This window comes from Cryptosporangium arvum DSM 44712, from assembly GCF_000585375.1.
GTDB classification, from domain to species: Bacteria; Actinomycetota; Actinomycetes; order Mycobacteriales; family Cryptosporangiaceae; genus Cryptosporangium; species Cryptosporangium arvum.
Window position 1 is genome coordinate 7,126,925 of sequence record NZ_KK073874.1, and the last position, 23,327, is coordinate 7,150,251.

The window sequence follows — 23,327 nt, forward strand, 5'->3', positions numbered from 1 at the left end:
CCTCCGCGACGGGAACGACGAGCGTACCGACGCGGCCCTCACCGGGCGTGCCGACCCACCGGCTGCTCCTCGAGTGCGGCGAGGATCTCGGTGCCCAGCATCGAGATCGGCGGCGCGCCCATCGTCACGACCAGATCGCCGGGACGGGCCCGGCTCACCACCTCGGCGGCCACCGCCGACCACGATGGTTCGAACACGACGTTCTCGGCGGGCAGCGGAACCGCCCGGGCGAGCGGCGCGCCACCCTGGCCGGGTTCGCGCACCTCCCCCGGCCCGAAGACCTCCATCACGACGACGTCGTCGGCCAGCGCCAGCGACTGCGCGATCTCGTCCTGGAAGGCGACCGTTCGGTACATCCGGTAGGGCTGGAACGCGACGATCAGCCTCCCGGTGCCGGCCAGCGTGCGCAGCGTCGTGAGCGCACCGGTCATCGACGTCGGGTGGTAGGCGTACTCGTCGTACACCCGCACGCCGGCCGCCACGCCCTTGAGCTCGAAGCGGCGCCGCACCCCCCGGAACTGGCCGAGCGACTCCACGGCCTTGCCCGGGTCGAGGTCCAGCTTCACCGCCGCCAGCAACGCGGCGGCCGAGTTCAGCGCCAGGTACCCGCCCGGCACCGGCACGCTGACCGCGCCGAGCTTCTCGCCGGCCAGCCGGGCCACGTAGGACGTCCCGGCGACGTCACCGGCCTCCTCGGTCAGCCGCAGGTCGGCTTCCTCGGAGCGTCCGTAGGAGAAGACCTGACGCCCGGTGGACCGGGCGTAGTCACCCAGCCGGACCGCCCCGGCGTCGTCGGCGCAGACGACCACGAAGCCCTTCGGGTGGACGCGGTCGACGAACTCGCGGAACGCGGCCTCCAGGCCGGCCATGTCGCCGTAGGTGTTGAGGTGATCGGCCTCGAGGTTGGTGAGGATCGCGACGAACGGCGAGTAGAGCAGGAACGATCGGTCGCTCTCGTCGGCCTCGACCACGAAGTGCTGCCCGGAACCGTGGTGCGCACCGACCCCGGCGTCGGCGAACTCGCCGCCGATGAAGAACGACGGGTCGACGCCGCAGTGCTGCAGCACGGTGGTGACCATCGACGTCGTCGTGGTCTTGCCGTTCGTCCCGGCGATCGCGATCACCTGGCGGCCGTTCATCGCGGTGACCAGCGCCTCGGCGCGGTGCAGCACCCGCAGGCCCAGCCGCCGGGCCTCGACCAGCTCGACGTTGTCGGCCGGGATCGCGGTGGAGTACACGACCGTGTCGACGCCGTGGACGTTCCCGGCGGTCTGTCCGAGCTGGATCGTCGCGCCGAGCGCACGGAGCGTCTCCAGCGCCGGCCACTCCTTGATGTCACTGCCGCTGACCGGGATGCCACGGGTGAGCAGCAGCCGCGCGACGCCGAGCATGCCGACGCCACCGATGCCGATCACGTGGACCCGTCCCAGGTCCTCCGCCGAGAGCCTCGAGAGGTCTTCGGTCATGCTGACACCTCCCGTTGGTTCTCCCGCACCGCCTGGTACACCAGCGCGAGCAGGGCCTCGTCACCGTCCCGGCGACCGTATCCGGCGGCGGCGCGCCCCATGGCGCTTGTCCGGTCGGGTTCACCCAACAGCGGTATCACGTTCTCCTCCAGCCACGACGCGGACAACTCCGCGTCCTCCACCAGCAGTCCTCCACCGGCCCGCGTCACCGGCAGCGCATTACGTCGTTGTTCGCCGTTGCCCCACGGCAGTGGGACGTAGACCGCGGGTAACCCCACCGCCGCGACCTCCGCGCAGGTCATCGCACCGCCCCGGCACAGCATCAGGTCGGCGGCGGCGTAACCGAGGTCCATCCGGTCGAGGAACGGCATCGTCACGTACTTCGTACCGGTCGCCTCGGGCATGATGTCGAGGGTGTTGCGGGCCCCGATGACGTGCAACACCTGAATGTTCGCCGCGGCCAGTGCGGGTGCGGCGGCGGTGACCGCCAGGTTGAGCGAGCGGGCGCCCTGGGAGCCACCGGAGACGAACAGCACCGGCTTGTCCGGGTCGAGCCCGAAGTGCTCCCGGGCGGCGGCACGCGTGGCGCTCCGGTCCAGCGAAGCGATCGTGGAACGCAGCGGCACCCCCACCACGGTTCCGTTGCGCAGCGTCACGTGCTCACCGCCGAGGCCGACGAACGGCGTCAGCCGGGCGCCGACCTTGTTGGCGATGCCGGCCGGATCGTTGACCTCGTGCACCACGAGCGGCAGCTTCGCCCGGCGCGCGGCCAGGTAGGCCGGGAGCGCGACGTACCCGCCGAACCCGACGACGACCTCCGCGCCGACCCGTTCGAGTACCTCGGTCACAGCCGCGACGCTGCGCCGGACGCGGCCGGGCGTCCGGGCCAGATCGGCGTTCGGGCGGCGGGGCAGCGGATACGCGGGGACGAGTTCGAGATCCCAGCCGCGGGCCGGGATGATCTCGGCTTCCAGCCCTTTGGGCGTGCCGAGACAGGTGATCCGGGCATCGGGGTGGTACCGCCGGACGCATTCGGCCAGTGCGAGCGCGGGCTCGATGTGCCCGCCCGTACCGCCACCGGCGAGGACGACGGAGCGCAACGGCGTCACCGACGACCTCCTGTCCTTGCCCGATAGTGGCCTAATGGGCGCCCGGCCCGGCCCGACCGTAACGCCTGCCGGGCCCGGCCCGGACGCCCGGGCAGCTCCGGGAGCGGAATACCCGACCATCGCACCCACCAGGCCCGGCCGCGGGCGTGCAGCGCCAGCACGGCCTCGGGCTCGTGGCGGGCGAAGCTGGCGAGCATGCCGATCACGAACATCGTCAGCACCAGCGAGCTGCCACCGGCCGACATCAGCGGCAGCGGGACGCCGGTGATCGGCAGCAGCCCCACCACGCCTCCCATGTTCACCAGCGCCTGTCCGGCCAGCCAGACCGTACCGGCGGACGCGACCAGCCGGCGGAACGGGTCGTCCACCCGGGACGCGATCCGGATACCGGCGTAGGTCAGCACCCCGAACAACAGGACGACGACGAGGCAGCCGAGGACGCCGAGCTCCTCGCCGATGATCGCGAAGATGAAGTCGTTGTGGGCCTCGGGCAGCCCGCCCCACTTCTCCCGGCTCTGGCCGAGCCCGAGACCGAGCCAGCCGCCGGTACCCAGCGAGTAGAAGCCGCGCACGACCTGGTACCCGCAGGTGTCCTGGTGGGCGAACGGGTCGGTGAAGCAGGTCAGCCGGGAGATGCGCTCGGGCTTCGTGGCGACCAGCGGCACCAGGCCGACGAACGCGATCGCGCCGAGCGTCGCGAACACCCGGAACCGCACCCCGGCGGTGAACAGCAGCGCGACGAGGATGAACAGCAGCAGCATCATGCCGCCGAAGTCCTCCAGGCCCACCAGGCCGAACAGCACCGCCGACCCGGCCAGCAGCGGCACCGCCAGGTGCCGCCACTCGGTCAGCAGCGGACGCTTGCGCACGAGCACCGCGGAACCCCACAGCGCCAGCGCGAGCTTGGCCACCTCGACCGGCTGGATCTGGATCGGGCCCAGCGCCAGCCACAGCTTCGCGCCGTTCACCTCTTTGCCGAAGAACGGCAACAGCACCAGCAGGATCATCGAGACGACGACGAGCGGCCAGCCGAGCATCGGCCACAGGCGCATCGGCAGGCGCAGCGCCAGCCAGAACGCCGGTATACCGAGCAGCGCGAACGTGAGCTGCTTGGTGAACTGCGTGAACGCGCTCCCGGAGTTGGCGTACGAGTCGATGCTGGAGGCCGAGAGCACCATGATCAAGCCGAGCCCCAGCAGCAGCCCCGCGCTCCCCAGCAGCAGGTAGTACGACGCCATCGGGCGGCGCAGCAGACCGGCCACCACACCGACGGCCCGGCCGGGCGCGACGTGGGCATCCCGGTCCAGGCCCGCCGGCGCCGCCATCGTCAGGAGTCCTGCAGCTTCTCGACCGCGTCGGCGAAGGCGAGCCCGCGGGCGGCGTAGCTGCCGAACATGTCCAGCGACGCCGCGGCCGGGGCGAGCAGCACGGTGTCGCCGGGGTCGGCCAGCGCGACGGCGGCGGCCACGACATCGGTCATGGCCCCATCATCGGTCCTGTCCACCTCACGCACGGGGACGTGCGGGGCGTGTCGGCGCAGCGCGTCCGCCACCTCGGCCCGGTCGACGCCGAGCAGCACCGCGCCGGCGAGCCGGTCGGCGACCGTCTCGACGAGCGGCGCGATGTCGACGCCCTTGAGCTGACCGCCGGCGACCCAGACCACGCGCGGGTAGGCGCGCAACGACGCTTCGGCCGCGTGCGGGTTCGTCGCCTTGCTGTCGTCGACCCAGGTCACGCCGTTCTTCTCGGCGACGAACGCGTTGCGGTGCGGCTCCGGCCGGTACTCCGCCAGCCCCGCGACGACGGCGTCCGGGCCGACGCCGTGCGAGCGGGCCAGCGCGGCGGCGGCCAGCGCGTTCGCGACGTTGTGCGGACCGGGCGGGCGGACGTCGGTGACCGACCCCACTTCGAAGGCCTGCGACGGGTCGGCGGTGAACGCGCGGTCGACGAGCAGCGTCTGCACGACGCCGAACTCGCCGGGCAGCGGCGCCTCGAGCGTGAACCCGACGGCGGTGCCGGGTGCGGTCGCGAGCAACGCCGCCACGCGGGGATCCTGGGCGTTTCCGACGGCGACCGTCGACGGGAACTGCCAGAGCTTCGCCTTCGCGGCCGCGTACCGCGCGAAGTCGCCGTGCCACGAGAGGTGGTCGTCGGCCAGGTTGAGCAGCGCGGCGGCGGCCGGGGCCAGCGTCGAGGACCAGTGCAGCTGGTAGCTGGACAGCTCGACGGCGAGCACGTCGTAGGGCTCGGGGTCCAGGACGGCATCGATCAGGGGCACACCGATGTTGCCCACGGCGGTGGTCCGCAGGCCGGCGCGCTCGAGGATCGTCGCCAGCATGGTCGTGGTCGTGGTTTTGCCGTTGGTGCCGGTGACGGTGAGCCAGGGGACGTCGCCGGGGCGCAGGCGCCAGGCCAGCTCGGGTTCGCTGAACACCTCGATCCCGGCGGCGAGCGGCCCGGCCAGCAGCGGATGGTCCGGCCGGAAGCCCGGCGAGACGATCACCTGGTCGGTGTCGCCGGGCAGCTCGGCCGGGTCGATCAGGATCCCGGCACCGGATTCCTGGATCGCACGCAGGGCCGGCGAGTCGACCCGGTCGAACACCGTCACCCGCGCGCCGACCGACTGCAGCGCACGGGTCACCGCCGCACCGGTCACGCCGGTGCCGCCGACGAGGACGTGGCGACCCGGGTACCAGGAGCGCGCGGTCACTGCTGCAGCACGTTCAGGTAGTCGGCGAAGAAGATGCCGAGCCCGGCCGCGACGAAGAAGCCCGCGATGATCCAGAACCGGACCACGATCGTGGTCTCCTGCCAGCCCGCCAGTTCGAAGTGGTGCTGCAGCGGCGCCATCCGGAACACCCGTTTACCGGTGCTGCGGAACGAGATGATCTGGATGACGACCGACATCGTCACGATGACGAACAGCCCGCCGAGGATCAGCAGCAGCAGCGTGGTGCGGGTGGTGAGCGCCAGGCCGGCGATCAGGCCGCCGATGCCGAGCGCGCCGGTGTCGCCCATGAACAGCCGGGCCGGGGGCGCGTTCCACCACAGGAACCCCGCCAGCGCACCGGCCGCGGCCGCGGCGATCAGCGCGGTGTCGAGCGGGTCGCGCACCGTGTAGCAGTAGCCGTTCGGGCCGGCGACCTCGCCGCAGATGTGCCGGTACTGCCAGAAGCCGATCAGGACGTAGCCCAGCAGCACCATGATCGACGGGCCGGTGGCCAGGCCGTCCAACCCGTCGGTGAGGTTGACGCCGTTGGCCGCCGCGATCACGACGAACGCGAAGAACAGCGCCGCGCCGACCTGGGTGAGGTGCGCCCAGTCGAGGTCCCGGATGAACGAGAGCTTCTCCGACGCGATCGTGTAGCCCTGCTCGTCGGGCAGGTTCAGCGCCAGGAACGCGAACGCGGCCGCGACGACGGCCTGGCCGATCAGCTTGCCCCGCTTGTTCAGGCCGAGGCTGCGCTTCTTGCGGATCTTGATGTAGTCGTCGACGAAACCGACCGCGCCCATGCCGACGAAGAGGCCGAGCAGCGTCACCGCGGTCGGGCTGATCCGGTGGTCACCGATGACGATCTGGGCGACCACGTACGCGATGACCGTGGCGAGGATGAAGACGATGCCGCCCATCGTGGGCGTACCGCGCTTGGACTGGTGGTGCTTGGGGCCCTCCTCGCGGATCTCCTGCCCGAACTTCAGCCGGTGCAGGTATCGGATCGCGACGGGCGTACCGAAGATGGAGACGACGAAGGCCACGAACGCCGCGGCCAGAACACTCCTCACGCCCGGCCACCCCCGGGCGCCGGCGTGGCCACCGGCCCGGCCAGCAGGGCGTCCACGACGCGGTCGAGCCGCGCCGACCGGGACCCCTTCACCAGCACCACGTCGCCCGGTGCGAGCTGGTTGCCCAGCAACTCCACCGCGGCGTCCACGTCCGGCACGTGCACCGACTCCTCTCCCCAGGACCCTTCCAGAACCGCACCGGCGTGGATCGCGCCGGCGTCGGGCCCCACTACGACCAGACGGTCGATGTCCAACCGGACGGCGAGCCGCCCGATCGCGTCGTGCTCTTCCCGGCTGGTCTCGCCCAGCTCGGCCATGTGGCCCAGGACGGCCCAGACCCGCCGCCGCCCGCGCGGCTCCTCGCCCTGGTTCGGGGCCGGCGTGGCCATCGCGCGCAGCGCCTTCAGCGCGGCGCGCACCGAGTCGGGGTTCGCGTTGTAGCTGTCGTCGACGACCGTCACGCCGTCGACCCGCTCGGTGACCTCCATCCGGCGCCGGCTCACCGGGGTGGCCTCGCTCAGCACCGCGGCGACCTCGTCCAGGCCGAGCCCCAGCTCGAGGCCGACCGCGGCCGCCGCCAGCACGTTGCCGACGTGGTGCTCGCCGTGCAGCTTCAACTGGACGTGCGCCCGGGCGTCACCCACGTGGATCGTGAAGCCCGGGCGCCCGATGCCGTCGAGCGTGACGTCGCTCGCCCGCACGTCGGCGTCGGGGGCCAGGCCCACCTGCACGACCCGGGCCTTGGTGCGCGAGGCCATCGCGCGCACGCGGCCGTCGTCGGCGTTGAGCACCGCGAGCCCTTCCGCGGGCAGCGCCTCGACCAGTTCGCCCTTCGCCTGCGCGGTCGCCTCGATCGAACCGAACTCCCCGGCGTGCGCGGCGCCGACGTTGAGCACCACACCGATCCGGGGCGGGGCGACCTCGGTGAGCCACCGGACGTGCCCGACGCCACGCGCGCTCTTCTCCAGCACCAGGTACCGGGTGTCGGCGTCGGCACGCAGCACCGTCCACGGGTGGCCGAGCTCGTTGTTGAACGACCCCGGCGGCGCCACCGTCGCGCCGAGGCGTCCGCACACCGCGGCCAGCAGGTCCTTGGTGGACGTCTTGCCGCTGGACCCGGTGACACCGACGATCGTCAGGTCGGGCAGGCGGTCGACGACCGCGCGCGCCAGCTTGCCCAGGGCGACGAGCGCGTCGTCGACGAGGATCGACGGCACCCCGTCCAGCGGGCGGGTGGCCAGCACCACCGCCACCCCGGCCTCGACCGCGCCGGCCGCGAAGTCGTGGCCGTCGACACGCTCGCCGGTCAACGCGACGAACACCCCGCCCGCGGTCACCCGGCGCGAGTCGTACTCGACCGTCCCGGTCACCACCGTGCCCGGGTCGGCGTTGCGGAGGTCACCGTCGGTCGCGGCCGCGACCTCGGCCAGCGTGAGCGCGATCATGCCCGTGCTCCCCGGGTGCCGACGGCGGCGAGCGCGGCCGCGAGCACCTCCCGGTCGTCGAACGGGTGCACCACTCCTGCGACCTCCTGGCCCTGCTCATGTCCCTTGCCCAGCACGGCGACGCAGTCGCCCGGCCCGGCCTGTTCGACCGCGGCGGCGATCGCTGCCGCCCGGTCACCGACTTCCACGACCTCGGCCCGTTCCGCGGCCGGTACCCGGGCGACGCCGCCCAGCATCGCGGTGCGGATCGTCGCCGGGTCCTCGGAACGCGGGTTGTCGTCGGTCGCGACGAACACGTCCGCTCCCCGAGCCGCGGCTTCGCCCATCAGCGGACGCTTGCCGGCGTCCCGGTCGCCCCCGCAACCCAGCACACAGATCAGTTTTCCGGCCGTGACCGGGCGCAGCGCGGCCAGCGCGGCCGCGACCGAACCCGGGTCGTGCGCGTAGTCCACCACACCGGCCGGACCCGCCGCCGACCCGGTCACCCGCTCCATGCGGCCCGGCAGCTGGCCGGCGTCGGCCACACCCGCCACCGCGGTCGCCAGCGGCACGTCGACCGAGCGCAGCACGGCCAGCGCCAGCACGGCGTTCTCGATGCTGTAGGCGCCGGGCATCGCGACCCGGGCGGCGGTGTGCGCGCCGTCGGGGCCCTCGACGACGAAGTCCTGGACGAACCCGTCCGGCCCGCGCTCGACGACCCGCCAGGTGGCGTCGGGCGCGCCGGCCGCCGAGACCGTGATCACTCCCGGGCGCACGAGACGCCGGCCCGCGGCGTCGTCGACGTTGACCACCACGCGCTCGGAGCGGCCGTCGAACAGCCGGGCCTTGGCTTGGAAGTAGTCCTCGACGTCGGCGTGGAAATCCAGGTGGTCGACGCCGAGGTTGGTGAACGCGCCGACCGCGAACCGCACCGCGGCCACCCGGTCCAGCGCGAGCGCGTGGCTGGAGACCTCCATCACCACCGCGGTGACACCGCGTTCCCGGGCGACCGCGAGCAACGCCTGCAGGTCGGGCGCTTCCGGGGTGGTCCGCGCCGACGCCAGGCGCTCGCCCGCGATGCGGGTCTCCACGGTCCCCAGCAGGGCCGTGACGTGCCCGGCGGCGCGCAGGCCGGCCTCGACCAGGTAGGCGGTGGTGGTCTTGCCGTTCGTGCCGGTGATGCCGACGACGGTCAGCGCGGCGCTGGGGTCGCCGTAGACACGGGCGCTGACGGTGCCGAGCACCGCCCGCGGATCGTCGACGAGGAGCACCGGGACACCGTGGACGGACTCGGCGCCTGCGGGGTCGGTGAGAACGGCCACCGCTCCGGCTTCGACCGCGCGGGCCGCGAACCGGGCCCCGTGCGTGCGTGCGCCCGGGAGCGCCGCGAAGAGATCGCCGGGACGAACGGCTGAGCTGTCATGGGTGACACCGGTGACGACCGCGTCACCGGTGGTACTGCCGCCGACGAGCCCGGCGAGTTCCGTCACCGGAACGGCTGCCGGGGACGCAGGCCGCGGGACGCTGGCGTTGGACACGGCCACAGACCCTACCGCCGACCTACCTGTACAAGGTGATCGGTGGGGCCGGGACGCCGGATGGTGACACCCCGTAGCGCCGGAGCGTGAATCCGGCCAGGTCAGCGAAGGTCGGCCCGGCAATCGCCCCCCCGACCCCGTTACTGGGCGTGTGCACGATCACGCTGATCACGTATCGGGGCGAATCGGCCGGAACGATACCGATGAACGACGTCACGTTGCCGTCCAGATAACGGTTGCCCTCGGCCCGCGAGCCGGTGCCGGTCTTGCCGGAGACGATGTAGCCGGGAACCGCCGCCAGCGGCGCCGTGCCCTCGCCGGTGGCGATGGCGGTCATGTCCCGGACCACGGTGTCCGCGGCCTCCTTGCTCACGACCCGCTTGGGCTTCGCCCGCTCGGTGGGCTTGGCGGTGCCGTCCGCCCCCACGACGCTCTTGACCAGCGTCGGCTGGACCTTCATGCCGCCGTTGGCCAGCGTCGCGTAGAGCGCGGTCATCTGCAGCGGGGTCACCGCCACCCCGAGCCCGATCGGGATCGAGCCCGCCGACGAACCACTCCAGTTCGTCGGCGGCTGGACGATGCCCGCGGACTCGCCGGGCAGCCCGACGCCGGTCTTGCTGCCCAGCCCGAACGCACGCTGGTAGTCGTAGAGGCGCTTGGCCCCGAGCCGGTCGGCGATCTCGATCGTGCCGACATTGCTGGACTGGGCGAGGATGCCCATCAGCGTGTAGTCCGGCTTCGCGTGCTTGTGGGTGTCCCGGTAGGTGTAGCCGCCCTTGGTGACCGTCTCCGGCAGCGTGAGGATCGAGTCCGGCTCGATCACCCCGGCGTCCAGGCCGCCGGCCACCGTCAGGGCCTTGTGGACCGAGCCGGGCTCGACGACCGCCGCGGTGGCCAGGTCGAGCGTCGTGCCCTTCTTCGCGGTCCTCGGATCGGACGCGTCGTAGGTCGGCACGCTCGACATCGCGAGGATCTCACCGGTGTGGGCGTCCATGACGATCGCGGTGCCCATGTAGGCCTTCGTGGCCGCCACGCGCTCGGCCAGCAGCTTCTGGGTCTGGTACTGCAGGTCCCGGTCGATCGTGAGGACGAGATCGGAGCCCGCTTTCGCCGGCGTGGTCTTGTGGTAGCCGTCCGGGATCTCCTGACCGCCGGTTCCCTCGTCGTAGATCCGCTCGCCGTTGACGCCCTCGAGCAGCTCGTTGTAGCTCGACTCGAGGCCGGCCAGGCCGGTGCCGTCGACGCCGGTGTACCCGAGCAGGTTCGCCGCGAACGGACCGCCTGGCACCTCGCGGACCTGGTCCTCCTGGACGATCAGGCCCGGGATCTTCTCCCGGAGCGCGTTGATCCGGTCGCCGACCGCGAGCGGCACCTTCTTCTTCAGGACGACGTAGCGGTTCTTGGTGCCGTCGGGGTGGGTGTCGCGGGAGAGCTTCTCGGCGACGGCCGCGACGGTCATGCCCAGCACCGGGGCCACGGCTGCGGCGACCTCGCCGGGGTTCTTGATGTACCCGGGGTCGGCCGCGATCGTGGCACCCTGCACGTCCTGCGCGAGGACGTTGCCGTCACGGTCGAAGATCGAGCCCCGCGGGGCAAAGATCTCGACGCTGGCGCGGCGGGAGTCGGCGGCGAGCGCGGCGTACTGGGAGCCCTCGGTGGACTGGATCTGCACGAGGCGGCCGCCGACCGCGGCGAAGAGCGCCAGCAGCACGGCGAGGCTGACGCGGAGGCGGACGCCCGGATTGCCGAGGCGGGCGATGCCACGCGAACGGCGGGACGGGGGGTGGAGCTGACGCCGGCGAGGGGGTGGCGGGCCTTCCGCGTGCCGGGTGGTGACGCTGCGGCCGGTGCGCCGCACGGTGCCGCCACGCCGCACGGTCCCGCCACGGGCCGTCGATCCGCGCGCGGTGGATGCACGCGCCGTCGATCCACGCCCGGTGGCGCCACGCCCGGTGGTGCCACGCCCGGTCGTGCCGCGCGCCGAGCCCTCTCGGCCGGAGGCGCTGCTCGAGGACCCGCCACGGCCGGTGCCGCCAGTCCCCGACGCACGGCCGGTACCGCCGCTGGAGGACCCACCACGGCCAGTACCGCCGCTTCCCGCCCCACGGCTGGTGCCGCTGCTTCCCGACCCACGGCCGGTACCGCCGTTGGACGACCCACGGCCGGTGCCGCTGCTTCCCGACCCACGGCCGGTGCCGCCGCTTCCCGACCCACGGCCGGTACCGCCGTTGGACGACCCACGGCCGGTGCCGCCTGCGGACGAGCCGCGGGCGGAGGCACTGGTCGTGGAGGTGGTGCGGGCCGAGGTGGAGCGGGTGGTGCTTCCGGTGCGGGCACCGGTCGAGCGGCCGGTCGAGCCGGAGCGGGCTTCCACCCCTCCGCTCTCGGCGGCCGTCCCGGACGCGGTCGAGCCGCGGGCGCGGCCGGAGCCGGCGGCGGGCTGGCGAGGGGTGCGGGCGGACTCGGCGCTCTCCCGGACCGTGCGGCCCCGTGGGTGGTACTGCTGCGCCTCGGAGAGCCGGCTCCGCCCCTCCCGGGACCGCGACCCACCCGGCTCCCGCGACCCACCCGATTCGCGGGGCCGGAACGGCACGACGTTCTCGTCCGCCGGGTTCTCGTCCGCGGGGTTCCCGCGCGCGGGCCGTCCGGACCCACCGGGCTTCCGACGCCCGTCACGCGGCGGCGGTGGCGCCATCACCGGCCCGCCGACGGCGTCGGGGTGGTCCCGCCGTCACCGTCCGCACCACTGGCGTCCGCGTCGTCCCCGCCCGTCGCGTCCTCGGACGTCGCGTCCCCGGCCGTGGCGTCGGTTCCGGCGCCCGAGGACGGGGACGACGAGGTACGGGGCGAGGCCGCGGACGGAGTGGGCGACGGCGGAGCCTTGGCCGGAACCGGCGTCCCCACGACCTTCCCCTCGGGCAGCACGACGAACCCGGGGTCCCCCGCCGGCACCAGCCCCAGATCCTTGGCCCGGTCGGCCAGCTTCTTCGGCGACTCCTGATCCTGCAGCGCCTGCTGGAGCCGCTGCTCCTCCTTGTCCAGGCGCGACTGCTCGGTGTCCAGGTCGTGCAGCCGGAACGCGTTCTCGTTCACCGCGGTGTTGAGCAGCACCAACCCGATCAACCCACCGGCGGCCAGCACGAGCACGAGCACGATGAACGGAGCCCGTGACCCGGCGGTCACCCGCCGGGTCGGCGTGGACGGCGAGGGCGGCACACTGATCGGCGTCGCCTCCCGGCGTCGCTGGGCCGCTGTCGGCCGGGCCGACCGCGCGGCCTTCGTCGCCGTGTTCTTCGGCAGCGGGCGTCCTTCTCGGACCACACCCGGACGCGACCGCAGGCCGGCACGTGAGCTCGACATCATGTCACCTCGCCCTCGCTGGAAGTTGTTCGGTCTCACGAGCCTGGGAAAGACGTTCGACTGCTCGTAGCCGCACCGATGCGGCTCGGGGGTTCGCGGCGATCTCCGCCGGGCTCGCGACTTCGGCGCCGCGGGTCAGGTTCCGGAAGCTCGGCGCGTACTCCGGGAGCGGCACCGGCAGCTCGGCCGGGGTGCGATCCCGGGTGACCTCGGCGAACGCCTGCTTGACCAGCCGGTCTTCCAACGACTGGTACGACATCACGACGATGCGCCCACCCGGCCGGACGGCGTCCAGCGCGGCCGGCAACGCGTCGCGCAGCGCGTCCAACTCGCCGTTGACCTCGATGCGCAGCGCCTGGAACGTCCGCTTGGCCGGATTGCCCCCGGTGCGGCGGGCCGCCGCCGGGATCGCGTTACGCACGAGTTCGACGAGCCGCGCGCTGGACTGCAGCGGCGTGGTCTCCCGCTCGCGCAGAACTGCCGACGCGATCCGCGGCGCGAACTTCTCCTCGCCGTACGCCCGCAGGATCCGGGCCAGGTCGCCGTGCGAGTACGTGTTGAGCACGTCGGCCGCGGTGATCCCGCGTGACGTGTCCATCCGCATGTCGAGGGGCGCGTCCCGGGCGTACGAGAAGCCGCGGTCGTCCTCGTCGAGCTGCAGGGACGAGACCCCGAGATCGAACAGGAACCCGTCCGCCGACGAGACGCCGGCCTGCTCCAGGGCGTCGGAGATCCGGTCGTACACCGCGTGGACGAAGTGGACGCGGCTCGCGTCGGCACCGAGGCGTTCGGCGGCGCGACGCAACGCGTCGGGATCGCGGTCGATACCGATCACGGTCGCGTCGGGATGGGCCTCGAGCATCGCGGCCGTGTGGCCGCCGAGGCCGAGCGTGCCGTCGACCACCACCGCGCCGGGGCGGCTCAGGACGGGCGCGAGCAGTTCCAGGCAGCGGTCGAGCAAGACCGGGCGGTGTATCTGGGAATGCGGGGAAATGCCGGACTGAGGATGAGTCTCCTCCTCGGCCATGCCGCCCCCTTGGATCCGGTGCCCGGTCGCATCCGGTGTACGAAGGGGCCGGGTCGCTCACCGTGTCGCCAGGTCCCCATCCGCTTCGCGTGGCCTGGCGCCGGGGAAGGTGCGCCAGGAGTATCGCCAAGCGGCTGGAGACCTCACGTCACGGGACTCGGCCGGCCCCGAACGAAACTCGCCGCGGTCAGAAAATCCCGGGCAGCACCTCCTCTTCGACCTCTGCGAACGCTTCCTCGGACTCGGCGAGGTAGTTGTCCCACGCCTGCCGATCCCAAATTTCGACCCTGGTACTCGCCCCGATCACCACGCAGTCCCGGTCGAGACCGGCGTACTCCCGGAGATGGGCGGGGATCGTGATGCGCCCCTGCCGGTCAGGGACTTCGTCGTGTGCGCTGGCGAAAAACACCCGGCTGTAGGCCCGGGCAGCCTTGTGCGTCATCGGAGCCGCGCGAAGCTGCTCGGCGACTCGGCTGAATTCGGTCATCGGGAAGACGAAGAGGCATCGTTCCTGCCCTTTCGTCACCACCAGTCCTCCAGCCAGCTCGTCGCGGAACTTCGCCGGCAGGAAGAGCCGACCCTTGTCATCCAGTCGGGGCGTGTGCGTGCCAAGGAACACGGCACCCGCCTCCCCCTGGATAAGAGCATCCCAGACGCTCCATCACGCCCCACTGTACTCCACTTCCCCCCACCGTCAACGACTCAAACCCGTAGCCGCCAGGTGTCACACGGATGTCTTCGCAGGTCAGCGTGGTGGAGCGTGAGTGGGGCGAGTTGGCACCCCGAGGGAGCTCTCCCCTACCACCCCTCCGGTGTGCATCGGGAAGTGCAGCGAATGGGGTTCCCGGGCGCTAACACACTTCGGGCCGGTGACCCCGACCACTCGGGGGCACCGGCCCGGTGAACTACATCACTCTTACTAGACGACGACCGTCACGATCCGGCCCGGCACGACGATCAGCTTGCGGGGCTCCTTGCCGCCCAGGAAGGCGGCGACCTTGGGCTCGGCCAGCGCGGCGGCGCCCACCGCGGCCTGATCGGCGTCGGCCGGAACCGTGATGCGGCCCCGCACCTTGCCGTTGACCTGCACCGGGTATTCGATCTCGGCCGCGGTCAGCAGAGCCGGGTCGGCGACCGGGAACGAGTGGTAGGTCAGCGTCTCCTCGTGGCCCAGCTTCGCCCACAGCTCCTCGGCCAGGTGCGGGGCGAACGGCGCGACCATCAGCACCATCGGCTCGACGACCTCGCGCGGCGTCGCGGCCTTCCCGGAGTAGACCGACGTCACCTGGTTGGTCAGCTCGATCAGCTTCGAGACCGCGGTGTTGGTGCGCAGCCCTTCCAGGTCGCCCCGGACGCCGTCGATGGTCCGGTGCAGCAGCCGCTTGGTCGCGTCGTCGGCCTCCTCGTCGCCGACCCGCAGCTCACCGGTCTCCTCGTCGACCGCGGTGCGCCACAGCCGCTGCAGGAACCGCATCGAGCCGACGACCGCCCGGGTCTCCCACGGACGCGAGACGTCCAGCGGGCCCATCGACATCTCGTACACCCGGAACGTGTCGGCGCCGTACTCGGCGCACATGTCGTCGGGAGTGACGACGTTCTTCAGGGATTTGCCCATCTTGCCGTACTCGCGGTTCACCGGCTGGCCGTGCCAGGTGTAGGTGCCGTCCTGCTCCGCCACCTCGTCGGCGGGCACGTAGGCGCCCCGCGCGTCGGTGTAGGCGAACGCCTGGATGTAGCCCTGGTTGTACAGGCGGCCGAACGGCTCGGACGAGCGCAGGTGCCCGCGGTCGAACAGCACCTTGTGCCAGAACCGCGCGTACAGCAGGTGCAGCACGGCGTGCTCGACGCCGCCGATGTACAGATCGACGCCGCCGGCGGGCTTCGCCGCCGTCGGGCCCATCCAGTACTGCTCGTTCGCCGGGTCGACGAACTCGGCCTCGTCGGACGGGTCCAGGTAACGCAGCTCGTACCAGCACGAGCCGGCCCACTGCGGCATCGTGTTGGTCTCGCGACGGTACTGCTTCGGGCCGTCGCCCAGGTCCAGCGTGACGTTCACCCACTCGTCGGCCCGCGCCAGCGGCGGCTCCGGGTCGGTGTCGGCGTCATCGGGGTCGAACGTCCGCGGCGCGTAGTCGTCGATCTCCGGCAGGACGATCGGCAGCATCGACTCCGGCACCGCGACCGGCAGCCCGTCCTCGTCGTACAGCACCGGGAACGGCTCGCCCCAGTAGCGCTGCCGGCTGAACAGCCAGTCGCGCAGCTTGTACGTCGTGGTGGCCTCGCCGTGGTTGTTCTCGACCAGCCAGTCGATGATCCGGGCCTTGGCCTCGGCGACACCCAGCCCGTCCAGGAAGCCGGAGTTGATCGCCGGACCGTCACCGGTGAACGCCTTGCCGTCGAAGCCCTCGCTGGGCTGCACGGTGCGGACGATCGGCAGGTCGAAGACCTCGGCGAACTCCCAGTCACGCTCGTCCTGGCCGGGCACCGCCATGATCGCGCCGGTGCCGTAGCCGGTCAGCACGTAGTCGGCGACGAACACCGGGACCTTCGCGCCGTTGACCGGGTTGACCGCGTAGGAGCCGGTGAAGACACCGGTCTTCTTGCGCGCGTCGGCGGACCGCTCGATGTCGGACTTGGCCGCGGCCTGGGCCTGGTAGGCGGCGACGGCGGTGGAGGGGTCGTCAGCGGTCTTCCACGCCGGCGGCACGTCGGCCGGCCATTCGTCCGGGACGATCGCGTCCAGCAGTGGGTGCTCCGGCGCCACGACCAGGTAGGTGGCACCGAACACGGTGTCGGGCCGGGTGGTGAACACCCGGATGGGCGCGTTCGGGGCACTGTGCCGCTTCTTGGGCGCGGCGTCGCTTATCGCGAAGTCGATGTACGCACCGGTCGAGCGTCCGATCCAGTTGCGCTGCATGACCTTTATCGACTCCGGCCAGTCCACCTGGTCCAGGTCGTCGGCCAGCCGGTCGGCGTAGGCGGTGATGCGCATCATCCACTGCCGCAGCCGACGCTTGAAGACCGGGAAGTTGCCACGCTCGGAGCGCCCGTCGGCGGTGACCTCCTCGTTGGCCAGCACGGTGCCCAGGCCGGGACACCAGTTGACCGGCGCCTCGGACAGATAGGCCAGGCGATGCGAGTCGATCAGCCGGCGCTGGCCCGTGCGGTCCAGTTCGTCCCAGGCCTTGCCGGGGGCCGTCCGGGCGCCGGCGGCGAACTCCGCCTCCAGCTCCTCGATCGGACGGGCCTTGCCGGCCTCGGCGTCGTACCAGGAGTTGTAGATCTGCAGGAAGATCCACTGCGTCCAGCGGTAGTAGGTGACGTCGGTGGTGGCCAGCTGGCGGCGGCTGTCGTGGCCGAACCCCAGCCGACGCAGCTGCGCCTTGTACCGGTCGATGTTCTCGTCGGTGGTTTTGCGGGGGTGAGTGCCGGTCTGCACCGCGTACTGCTCGGCGGGCAGGCCGAACGCGTCGAAACCCATCGGGTGCAGGACGTTGTAGCCCAGCATCCGGTGGTAGCGCGCGTAGACGTCGGTGCCGATGTACCCCAGCGGGTGGCCGACGTGCAGCCCGGCGCCGGACGGGTACGGGAACATGTCCATGACGAACATCGGCTTGCCGCCGTCGTTGTGCCAACCCGGCGACGGAGCGGCCAGCGGACCGGAGGGGTTCGGCGAGTGGAACGTGCCGTCGGCCTCCCAGCGGTCCTGCCAGCGCTCCTCGATCGCTGCGGCCAGCGCTGCCGTATAGCGGTGCGCGGGCGCGTCGGTGGAGTTCTGCTCGCTCATCGTGGGATTCCTTGACTGAAGGCTGGATAGTGGCGGGCTCGAGACACGAAAAAACCCCTCGCTATGGAGGGGTCGCCGTGCTGACCGATCGCGTGGTGGCTACTCCGTCCGGCTGCTGTTCAGGCAGCACGACCGACGGATCAGCCGCGCGTCAGCACGGCACGATAAGGAGCCCGGCACCCTTGCGGCAGGGACCGGCCACGGGGGTTGGAACCTCGGCGCTCACCATGGGTGCACTATACCGCTCCGCCGATTCGGCCGCCGACGCGTATAACGCGAGAGACGAAACGGCACACACTGGTACGGATGTGTTGAGCAATGCCGATCGCCTGGCGGTCGGGCCGGATCCTGGAACAATAGTCGCCGGGCCTCGCGCTTCCGCGCCGCCTTTCGCAGGCCTTTCGCACGTGCAGGTAAATATGTGGATCCGCGCTGGGCGGATCGAGGAAGAGGGCAGTCGGTGACGACGCACGGCACGCTGGAGAACTACGGTCCCCCGGTCGACCTTGGGAGCGTTCGACTCGTCACCGACCGCATCGTCGCGAACGTCGAGCGGGTGATCGAGGGCAAGACGTCGACGATCTCGCTGGCGGTCGCCGTTCTCCTCGCCGAAGGCCACCTCTTGATCGAGGACGTGCCCGGCGTCGGAAAGACGAAGCTCGCGAAGGCGCTCGCGCGGTCGATCGACGGATCGGTACGGCGGATCCAGTTCACCCCTGACCTGCTGCCCTCCGACGTCACCGGGGTGAGCATCTACAACCCGGAGAACCGGTCGTTCGAGTTCAAGCCCGGGCCGGTGTTCGCGAACCTGGTCGTCGGGGACGAGATCAACCGGGCCTCGCCGCACGCGCAGTCCGCGCTGCTCGAGTGCATGGAAGAGCGTCAGGTGACGGTCGACGGCATCACCTATCCGCTGCAGAACCCGTTCATGGTGGTCGCCACCCAGAACCCGACGCAGATGGCGGGCACCTACCCGCTGCCCGAGGCGCAGCGCGACCGGTTCACCGCGCGCCTGGCGATGGGGTACCCCGACCGCCGCTCCGAGCTCGCGATGCTCGACGGCCACGGCGAGCAGGACCCGCTCGACGGCCTGCGGCCGGTGTGCGACGGCAACGAGATCCGCCTGCTGATCGAGGCGGTCCGGCGGGTGCACGTGGCCGAGCCGGTCAAGTGGTACGTCATCGACCTGGTGAGCGCCACCCGCAACAACCCCGACCTGCGGCTCGGTGCGAGCCCGCGGGCCAGCCTGCAGCTGCTGCGCACGGCCCGCGCGTTCGCCGCGGTCGAGGGCCGGGACTACGTGCTCCCCGACGACATCCAACGGCTGGCGGCGCCGGTGCTCACCCACCGCCTGATCCCCACCGAAGAGGCCGTGTTCAACCGGCGGACGGCGGACGTGATCCTGGCCGATCTCGTCGCCCGGGTGCCGGTGCCGGACGCCCGGGGTGGGCGTCGGACGCGGTGATCCGAGCCGCCCTACGCGGGCTGACGACGCGGGGCCGGAGTTTCCTGGCCGCCGCGGCGGCCGCGACCGTCTCCGCGTTCGTCCTCGGCGAGCGGGAGTTGCTGCAGGTCGCGGGGCTGCTGGCGGCGCTGCCGATCCTGGCCGTGATCGCGGTCGCGCGCACCCGCTACCGGCTGTCCTGCACGCGCGCGGTCCATCCCGGCCGGATCCAGGCCGGCAACCCCGCCTCGGTCGCGCTCCGGCTGGAGAACCTGTCCCGGGTCCCGACCGGCGTGCTGCTGCTCGAGGAGCAGCTGCCGCCGGCGCTGGGCGAACCGCCCCGGTTCGTGCTCGACCGGCTGGCGAGCCGGCAATGGAGCAGCGTCGAGTACCCGATCCGGGTCGACGTGCGCGGCCGCTACGAGATCGGGCCGCTGACCGTCCGCCTCACCGACCCGTTCGGCCTGTGCGAGCTGACCCGCTCGTTCACCCGCACCGAACGCATCATCGTGACTCCGCAGGTGACGCCGCTGGCGTCGATCCCGCTGGAGGGCGACCAGTCCGGGATGTCGCCGAACCAGCCCCGCTCGACGGTCGCCCGCGGCGAGGACGCGGCCAGCACCCGGGAGTACCGGGTCGGCGACGACCTGCGCCGGGTGCACTGGAAGTCGACCGCGCGCACGGGTGAGCTGATGGTGCGGCGGGAGGAGCAGCCGCGGGAGTCGCGCGGCACCGTGCTCGTCGACACCCGGTTCAGCGCCCACCGCGGCACCGGCCCGGCGTCCAGCTTGGAGTGGGCGATCGGGTCGGCCGCCAGCATCACCTGTCATCTGCTGCGCGCCGGGTTCGACCTGCACCTGGTCACCGACGCCGGTATCGACCAGGAGCTGCGGCCGGAGAGCGGGGAGAACATCGCCCTCGGGATCCTGGCCGAGGCCGAGGCGAGCCGCATCCAGTCGCTGGGGATGGCACTCGACCGGCTGCAGCACGAGCGCGACCAGCTGCTGGTGGCGGTCGTGGGCCTGCTCACACCGGAGGAGTGTTCCCGGCTGGCCGCCGCGCGCACCGGTGGCACGTCGATCGCGGTGCTCGTCGACTCGACCGCGTGGGCGTCGCTGCCGGGCGCGGCGAAGTCCGACGCCGAACGTCGCTATCAGGAGAACGTCGCCCGGCTCGCGGCCGCGGGGTGGAAGGTGCTTCCGGCGAAGCCGGGAGCACGGATCAGCAGCCTGTGGACGCTGGCCGGAACGGCCGGTGGCGGGGCTTCGTTGGTGGGCGGTGGCTCGGATGCCGCCTCGAACGACCGTGGAGCTCCGAACGGGCACGGTGCTCCGAACGGGCACGGGGCCCCGAACGGGCACTGGTCGTCGACCGGATCTGGAGTTCTTCGATGAACCGACGGACCTACGTCTCGGTGGTCGCCGGCGTCGCGACCCTGCTCTGCGCCACCTCGCTGCGTGGCGTGCTGGAAGGCTGGTCGTGGCTGCCGGTGGTGGGCGGCGGGGTCGTCGTCGTGACGCTGGCCGGTATCGGCGCCCGCGCGCTGCGCACCCCGTCCTGGCTGCAGCCGGTGGTCGGTGCCCTCGCCGTGCTGCTCTACACCACGATCGTCTTCGGCCACGACCGCTTCCTCGGCGTCATCCCGACGCCGGCGACGATCGTCGGCCTGCGTGCCGACGTCTCCAACGCGTTCGCCGACATCGCCGAACTGGCGGCTCCGGTGCCGGCGCGGCCCGGGATCCTGCTGCTGACGGTCGGCGGGGTCGGCCTGGTCGCGATCCTGGTCGACGTGCTGGCATCGGTGCTGGGCCGGGCCGCGCTGGCCGGCCTGCCGCTGCTGGGCCTGTACACGGTGCCGGTCGCCGTCGACCGTGACGGCATCGGCTGGCTCCCGTTCGCGCTCGGCGCCGGCGGCTTCTGCTGGCTGCTCGCGGCCGAACACGGCACCACGATCCGCCGCTGGGGGCGTCCGTTCCACGCCGGCACCGCGGGGGCGGAACCCGCGCGCACCGGCGGCGGGTCGCTCGTCGCCGGCCGGCTGGCGATCTTCGGCATCGTGCTGGCCGTGCTGATCCCGGCCGGGGTGCCCGCGCTCTCCGCCGAGGGCCTGCACTCGCTGTTCGAGAACGGCCTGCCGGGCAGCGGCAGCGGCCGCACGGTGACCGCGATCAACCCGGTCACCGAGCTCCGCGGGCAGCTCACCCAGGACGACCCGGTCAACCTGCTGCGCGTACGCACGAGCGATCAGCAACCGTTCTACCTGCGGCTGGCCACGCTCGAGCGGTTCACCGGCAGCGGCTGGACGCTGCGCGACATGACCGCCAAGCAGGAGGCCAGGGTCCGCCGGGGCGTGCCGAACGTGTCGGGCATCAGCGGCGGCACCCCGACGCTGTCGCAGCAGACCTCGATCGAGATCCTCGGGCTGACCCAGTCGCGCTACCTGCCGCTCTACTCGAACCCGTCGTCGATCGACGTGGACGGCGACTGGCGGTTCGACCGCGGGTCCGAGGCGGTGTTCAGCACCGTCGACACCACCGAGGGCCTCCGGTACCGCTTCGAGTCCCGGCGGGTGAACTACAGCCCCGGCCTGCTCCGCGACGCGGCGCAGCCCAACCCGGGTGACAGCACGGTCAAGCGGTACACCGAGCTCAAGGACCCCGACCCCAGCGTCAAGCAGCAGGTCGCCCAGATCGTCGCCGGCAAGTCGACGGAGTACGACAAGGCCGTCGCGATCAACAACTTCTTCTCGAAAGAGAACGGGTTCGAGTACGACCTGCAGACCGCGGCCGGCACCAGCGAGAGCGCGATCGTCTCGTTCCTCGACAACCGGCGCGGCTACTGCGAGCAGTACGCGTCGGCGATGGCGTACATGGCCCGGATCGCCGGGCTGCCCGCCCGGGTGGCGATCGGCTTCGGGTACGGCACCCAGCAGGGCGGATCCTGGCTGGTCACCAGCCACGACGCGCACGCCTGGGTCGAGATCATGTTCCCGGGCATCGGCTGGGTGCCGTTCGACCCGACGCCGCCCAGCGGCGCCGGCAACACCGGCGACCTGTCCTGGGTCGACGGCGGCGTGTCCGACCCGGGTACGTCCACCGAGCAGACCCCGGTCGAGCAGGAGCAGGCCGCCCCCGCGCCCAGCGAGGAAGCGGCGGCTCCGGAGCCGAGCGACCCCGCCGCCATCGCCGCGGCGAAGAAGAAGGACGAGGACAAGGACGAGGCCTGGTACGAGAAGGTCGTCCCCTACCTCGGCTGGGCGGCACTGCCGGTGGGCCTGATCCTGGGCTGCGTGTTCTGGGGCTCGCTGCGCCGTCACGTCCGCGCCCGGCGCTTCGCGGTCATGAACGGCAGCGGCGACGCCACCGCGGCCGCCCACGCGGCCTGGGACGAGGTCGTCGACACCCTGGTCGACCTGAACGGCCAGCCGGTGGAGACGGCAGAAACCCCCCGCGGTCTGTCGACGCGTCTCCGTGCGGACGGACTGGACGAGTCGGCGCAGGGAGCACTGACGTTGATCGCCAGCGCGGAGGAACAGGCCCGGTACGCAGCACGCGTGCATGCGATGCCGGGGTTGGTGGAGGCGGTCGTGACGGTGCGGGCGGCCCTGCATCAGCGGTCCCCCCGAGGGCGCCGGGTGCTGGCGGAGTTGTTGCCGCCTTCGACGCGGGCCAGGGCCCGGTCAGCTTTGCTGTCCCTTCCGGCTAAGGCTCGCCGGTAGGTGGTGGGGGCGGGCCTGCGGGCCTGTTCTCGTGCGCAGGGCGGGACACAGCCGCGAGGGCGTTGGATCGACGGCATTGGGCGAGGCCCGAGGGCGTGGCCCAGACGCGAGAGCGACGCCGTAGCGCGAGGGCGACGCCGTAGCGCGAGGGCGACGCCGTAGCGCGAGGGCGACGCCGTAGCGCGAGGGCGACGCCGTAGCGCGAGGGCGACGCCGTAGCGCGAGGGCGAGGGTGTGCCGAAGTGGTGGCGCATGCACGCGGTGCCTGAATGGCGAGGCCAGTCCGGCGGTGCCTGAATGGCGGCGTTGGATTGGCGGCGGTGACCGGGCGACCGCGCGGCCCGATGCCGGGCAGCAGTGCTAGGCAGCAGTGCGGCGCAGGCGAGTGCGAGGCGGCTTGGGGCTGGCCCGGCGGCGCCCGCACGGCGTTCTGCGCGCATTACAACGGGTGGCCCGAACTGAGTGCGCTGGGATGGCGACCTACGCCCGCTCAGCGCACGCCGGAACCGGAGCCCCAGCATCAGGCCTGGATCGGAGCAGCACGAACGCGGATCGTGGCCGATCCAGCAGTGCGGCATGAGGCAGGTCCGACACGACCTCGCGGCACATCATCTCAGCCGCGAGAACGAGGACGGCGCATACCGGGCGCGCCATGAGCGCGGCCTGGTCCG

15 protein-coding genes are annotated in these 23,327 nt (G+C 72.1%); 3 read left to right on the plus strand and 12 right to left on the minus strand.

Features of this window, described 5'->3' with window-relative positions; translation table 11 throughout:
• Positions 1-38: 38 nt before the first annotated feature.
• The 12 genes from murC to leuS form a co-directional block, all read right to left on the minus strand.
• On the minus strand, positions 39-1,466 hold the full coding sequence (gene murC, locus CRYAR_RS32610; RefSeq protein ID WP_035857061.1) for a UDP-N-acetylmuramate--L-alanine ligase: 1,428 nt from the start codon (positions 1,464-1,466) through the stop codon (positions 39-41).
• Positions 1,463-2,575 (minus strand): UDP-N-acetylglucosamine--N-acetylmuramyl-(pentapeptide) pyrophosphoryl-undecaprenol N-acetylglucosamine transferase, encoded by a 1,113-nt coding sequence (locus tag CRYAR_RS32615; RefSeq protein ID WP_035857063.1) that lies wholly within the window; start codon positions 2,573-2,575, stop codon positions 1,463-1,465. The genes murC and CRYAR_RS32615 overlap by 4 nt, the downstream gene beginning before the upstream one ends.
• The gene (gene ftsW / locus CRYAR_RS49875; protein WP_084701248.1) at positions 2,572-3,900 is read right to left on the minus strand and encodes a putative lipid II flippase FtsW; all 1,329 of its coding nucleotides are present in this window, start codon (positions 3,898-3,900) and stop codon (positions 2,572-2,574) included. Before ftsW ends, CRYAR_RS32615 begins: the two co-directional genes overlap by 4 nt.
• A gap of 2 nt (positions 3,901-3,902) precedes the next feature.
• On the minus strand, positions 3,903-5,285 hold the full coding sequence (murD, locus tag CRYAR_RS32625) for a UDP-N-acetylmuramoyl-L-alanine--D-glutamate ligase (protein WP_035857064.1): 1,383 nt from the start codon (positions 5,283-5,285) through the stop codon (positions 3,903-3,905).
• A complete protein-coding gene (gene mraY / locus CRYAR_RS32630; RefSeq protein WP_035857065.1) occupies positions 5,282-6,358 on the minus strand; it encodes a phospho-N-acetylmuramoyl-pentapeptide-transferase in 1,077 nt (358 codons plus the stop codon). The genes murD and mraY overlap by 4 nt, the downstream gene beginning before the upstream one ends.
• Entirely contained in the window at positions 6,355-7,803 is a 1,449-nt protein-coding gene (locus CRYAR_RS32635; protein WP_035857066.1) for a UDP-N-acetylmuramoyl-tripeptide--D-alanyl-D-alanine ligase, read from the minus strand. Before CRYAR_RS32635 ends, mraY begins: the two co-directional genes overlap by 4 nt.
• A complete protein-coding gene (locus tag CRYAR_RS32640) occupies positions 7,800-9,326 on the minus strand; it encodes a UDP-N-acetylmuramoyl-L-alanyl-D-glutamate--2,6-diaminopimelate ligase (RefSeq protein ID WP_211247751.1) in 1,527 nt (508 codons plus the stop codon). Before CRYAR_RS32640 ends, CRYAR_RS32635 begins: the two co-directional genes overlap by 4 nt.
• 16 nt (positions 9,327-9,342) lie before the next feature.
• Positions 9,343-11,196 carry a peptidoglycan D,D-transpeptidase FtsI family protein gene (locus tag CRYAR_RS32645; RefSeq protein ID WP_035868593.1) on the minus strand — a complete coding sequence of 618 codons (1,854 nt, stop codon included), beginning with the start codon at positions 11,194-11,196 and terminating at the stop codon, positions 9,343-9,345.
• Positions 11,197-12,014: 818 nt separating this feature from the next.
• On the minus strand, positions 12,015-12,680 hold the full coding sequence (gene ftsL / locus CRYAR_RS32655) for a cell division protein FtsL (protein WP_157018258.1): 666 nt from the start codon (positions 12,678-12,680) through the stop codon (positions 12,015-12,017).
• Between the two features lie 4 nt (positions 12,681-12,684).
• Positions 12,685-13,707 (minus strand): 16S rRNA (cytosine(1402)-N(4))-methyltransferase RsmH, encoded by a 1,023-nt coding sequence (gene rsmH, locus CRYAR_RS32660; RefSeq protein ID WP_051571248.1) that lies wholly within the window; start codon positions 13,705-13,707, stop codon positions 12,685-12,687.
• Between the two features lie 187 nt (positions 13,708-13,894).
• Positions 13,895-14,326 carry a division/cell wall cluster transcriptional repressor MraZ gene (gene mraZ / locus CRYAR_RS32665; RefSeq protein ID WP_035857067.1) on the minus strand — a complete coding sequence of 144 codons (432 nt, stop codon included), beginning with the start codon at positions 14,324-14,326 and terminating at the stop codon, positions 13,895-13,897.
• A gap of 300 nt (positions 14,327-14,626) precedes the next feature.
• The gene (gene leuS, locus CRYAR_RS32670) at positions 14,627-17,494 is read right to left on the minus strand and encodes a leucine--tRNA ligase (RefSeq protein ID WP_035857068.1); all 2,868 of its coding nucleotides are present in this window, start codon (positions 17,492-17,494) and stop codon (positions 14,627-14,629) included.
• Between the two features lie 478 nt (positions 17,495-17,972).
• Between leuS and CRYAR_RS32675 the strand changes: the two genes are divergently transcribed.
• Genes CRYAR_RS32675 through CRYAR_RS32685 form a run of 3 tightly spaced genes read left to right on the plus strand, consistent with a single transcriptional unit; the run spans position 17,973 to position 22,656 of the window.
• Entirely contained in the window at positions 17,973-18,959 is a 987-nt protein-coding gene (locus tag CRYAR_RS32675) for an AAA family ATPase (protein ID WP_051572304.1), read from the plus strand.
• A complete protein-coding gene (locus CRYAR_RS32680; protein WP_084702011.1) occupies positions 18,959-20,332 on the plus strand; it encodes a DUF58 domain-containing protein in 1,374 nt (457 codons plus the stop codon). The genes CRYAR_RS32675 and CRYAR_RS32680 overlap by 1 nt, the downstream gene beginning before the upstream one ends.
• Entirely contained in the window at positions 20,329-22,656 is a 2,328-nt protein-coding gene (locus CRYAR_RS32685) for a transglutaminase TgpA family protein (protein WP_035857070.1), read from the plus strand. Before CRYAR_RS32680 ends, CRYAR_RS32685 begins: the two co-directional genes overlap by 4 nt.
• The last annotated feature ends 671 nt before the right edge of the window (positions 22,657-23,327 follow it).

What these genes read in the sequence shown, in the direction of transcription:
- murC (WP_035857061.1), bottom strand. Translation starts at nt 1,466, where the DNA reads ATGACCGAAGACCTCTCGAGGCTCTCGGCGGAGGACCTGGGACGGGTC.
- CRYAR_RS32635 (WP_035857066.1), bottom strand. Translation starts at nt 7,803, where the DNA reads ATGATCGCGCTCACGCTGGCCGAGGTCGCGGCCGCGACCGACGGTGAC.
- rsmH (WP_051571248.1), bottom strand. Translation starts at nt 13,707, where the DNA reads ATGGCCGAGGAGGAGACTCATCCTCAGTCCGGCATTTCCCCGCATTCC.
- ftsL (WP_157018258.1), bottom strand. Translation starts at nt 12,680, where the DNA reads ATGTCGAGCTCACGTGCCGGCCTGCGGTCGCGTCCGGGTGTGGTCCGA.
- leuS (WP_035857068.1), bottom strand. Translation starts at nt 17,494, where the DNA reads ATGAGCGAGCAGAACTCCACCGACGCGCCCGCGCACCGCTATACGGCA.
- ftsW (WP_084701248.1), bottom strand. Translation starts at nt 3,900, where the DNA reads ATGGCGGCGCCGGCGGGCCTGGACCGGGATGCCCACGTCGCGCCCGGC.
- CRYAR_RS32685 (WP_035857070.1), top strand. Translation starts at nt 20,329, where the DNA reads ATGAACCGACGGACCTACGTCTCGGTGGTCGCCGGCGTCGCGACCCTG.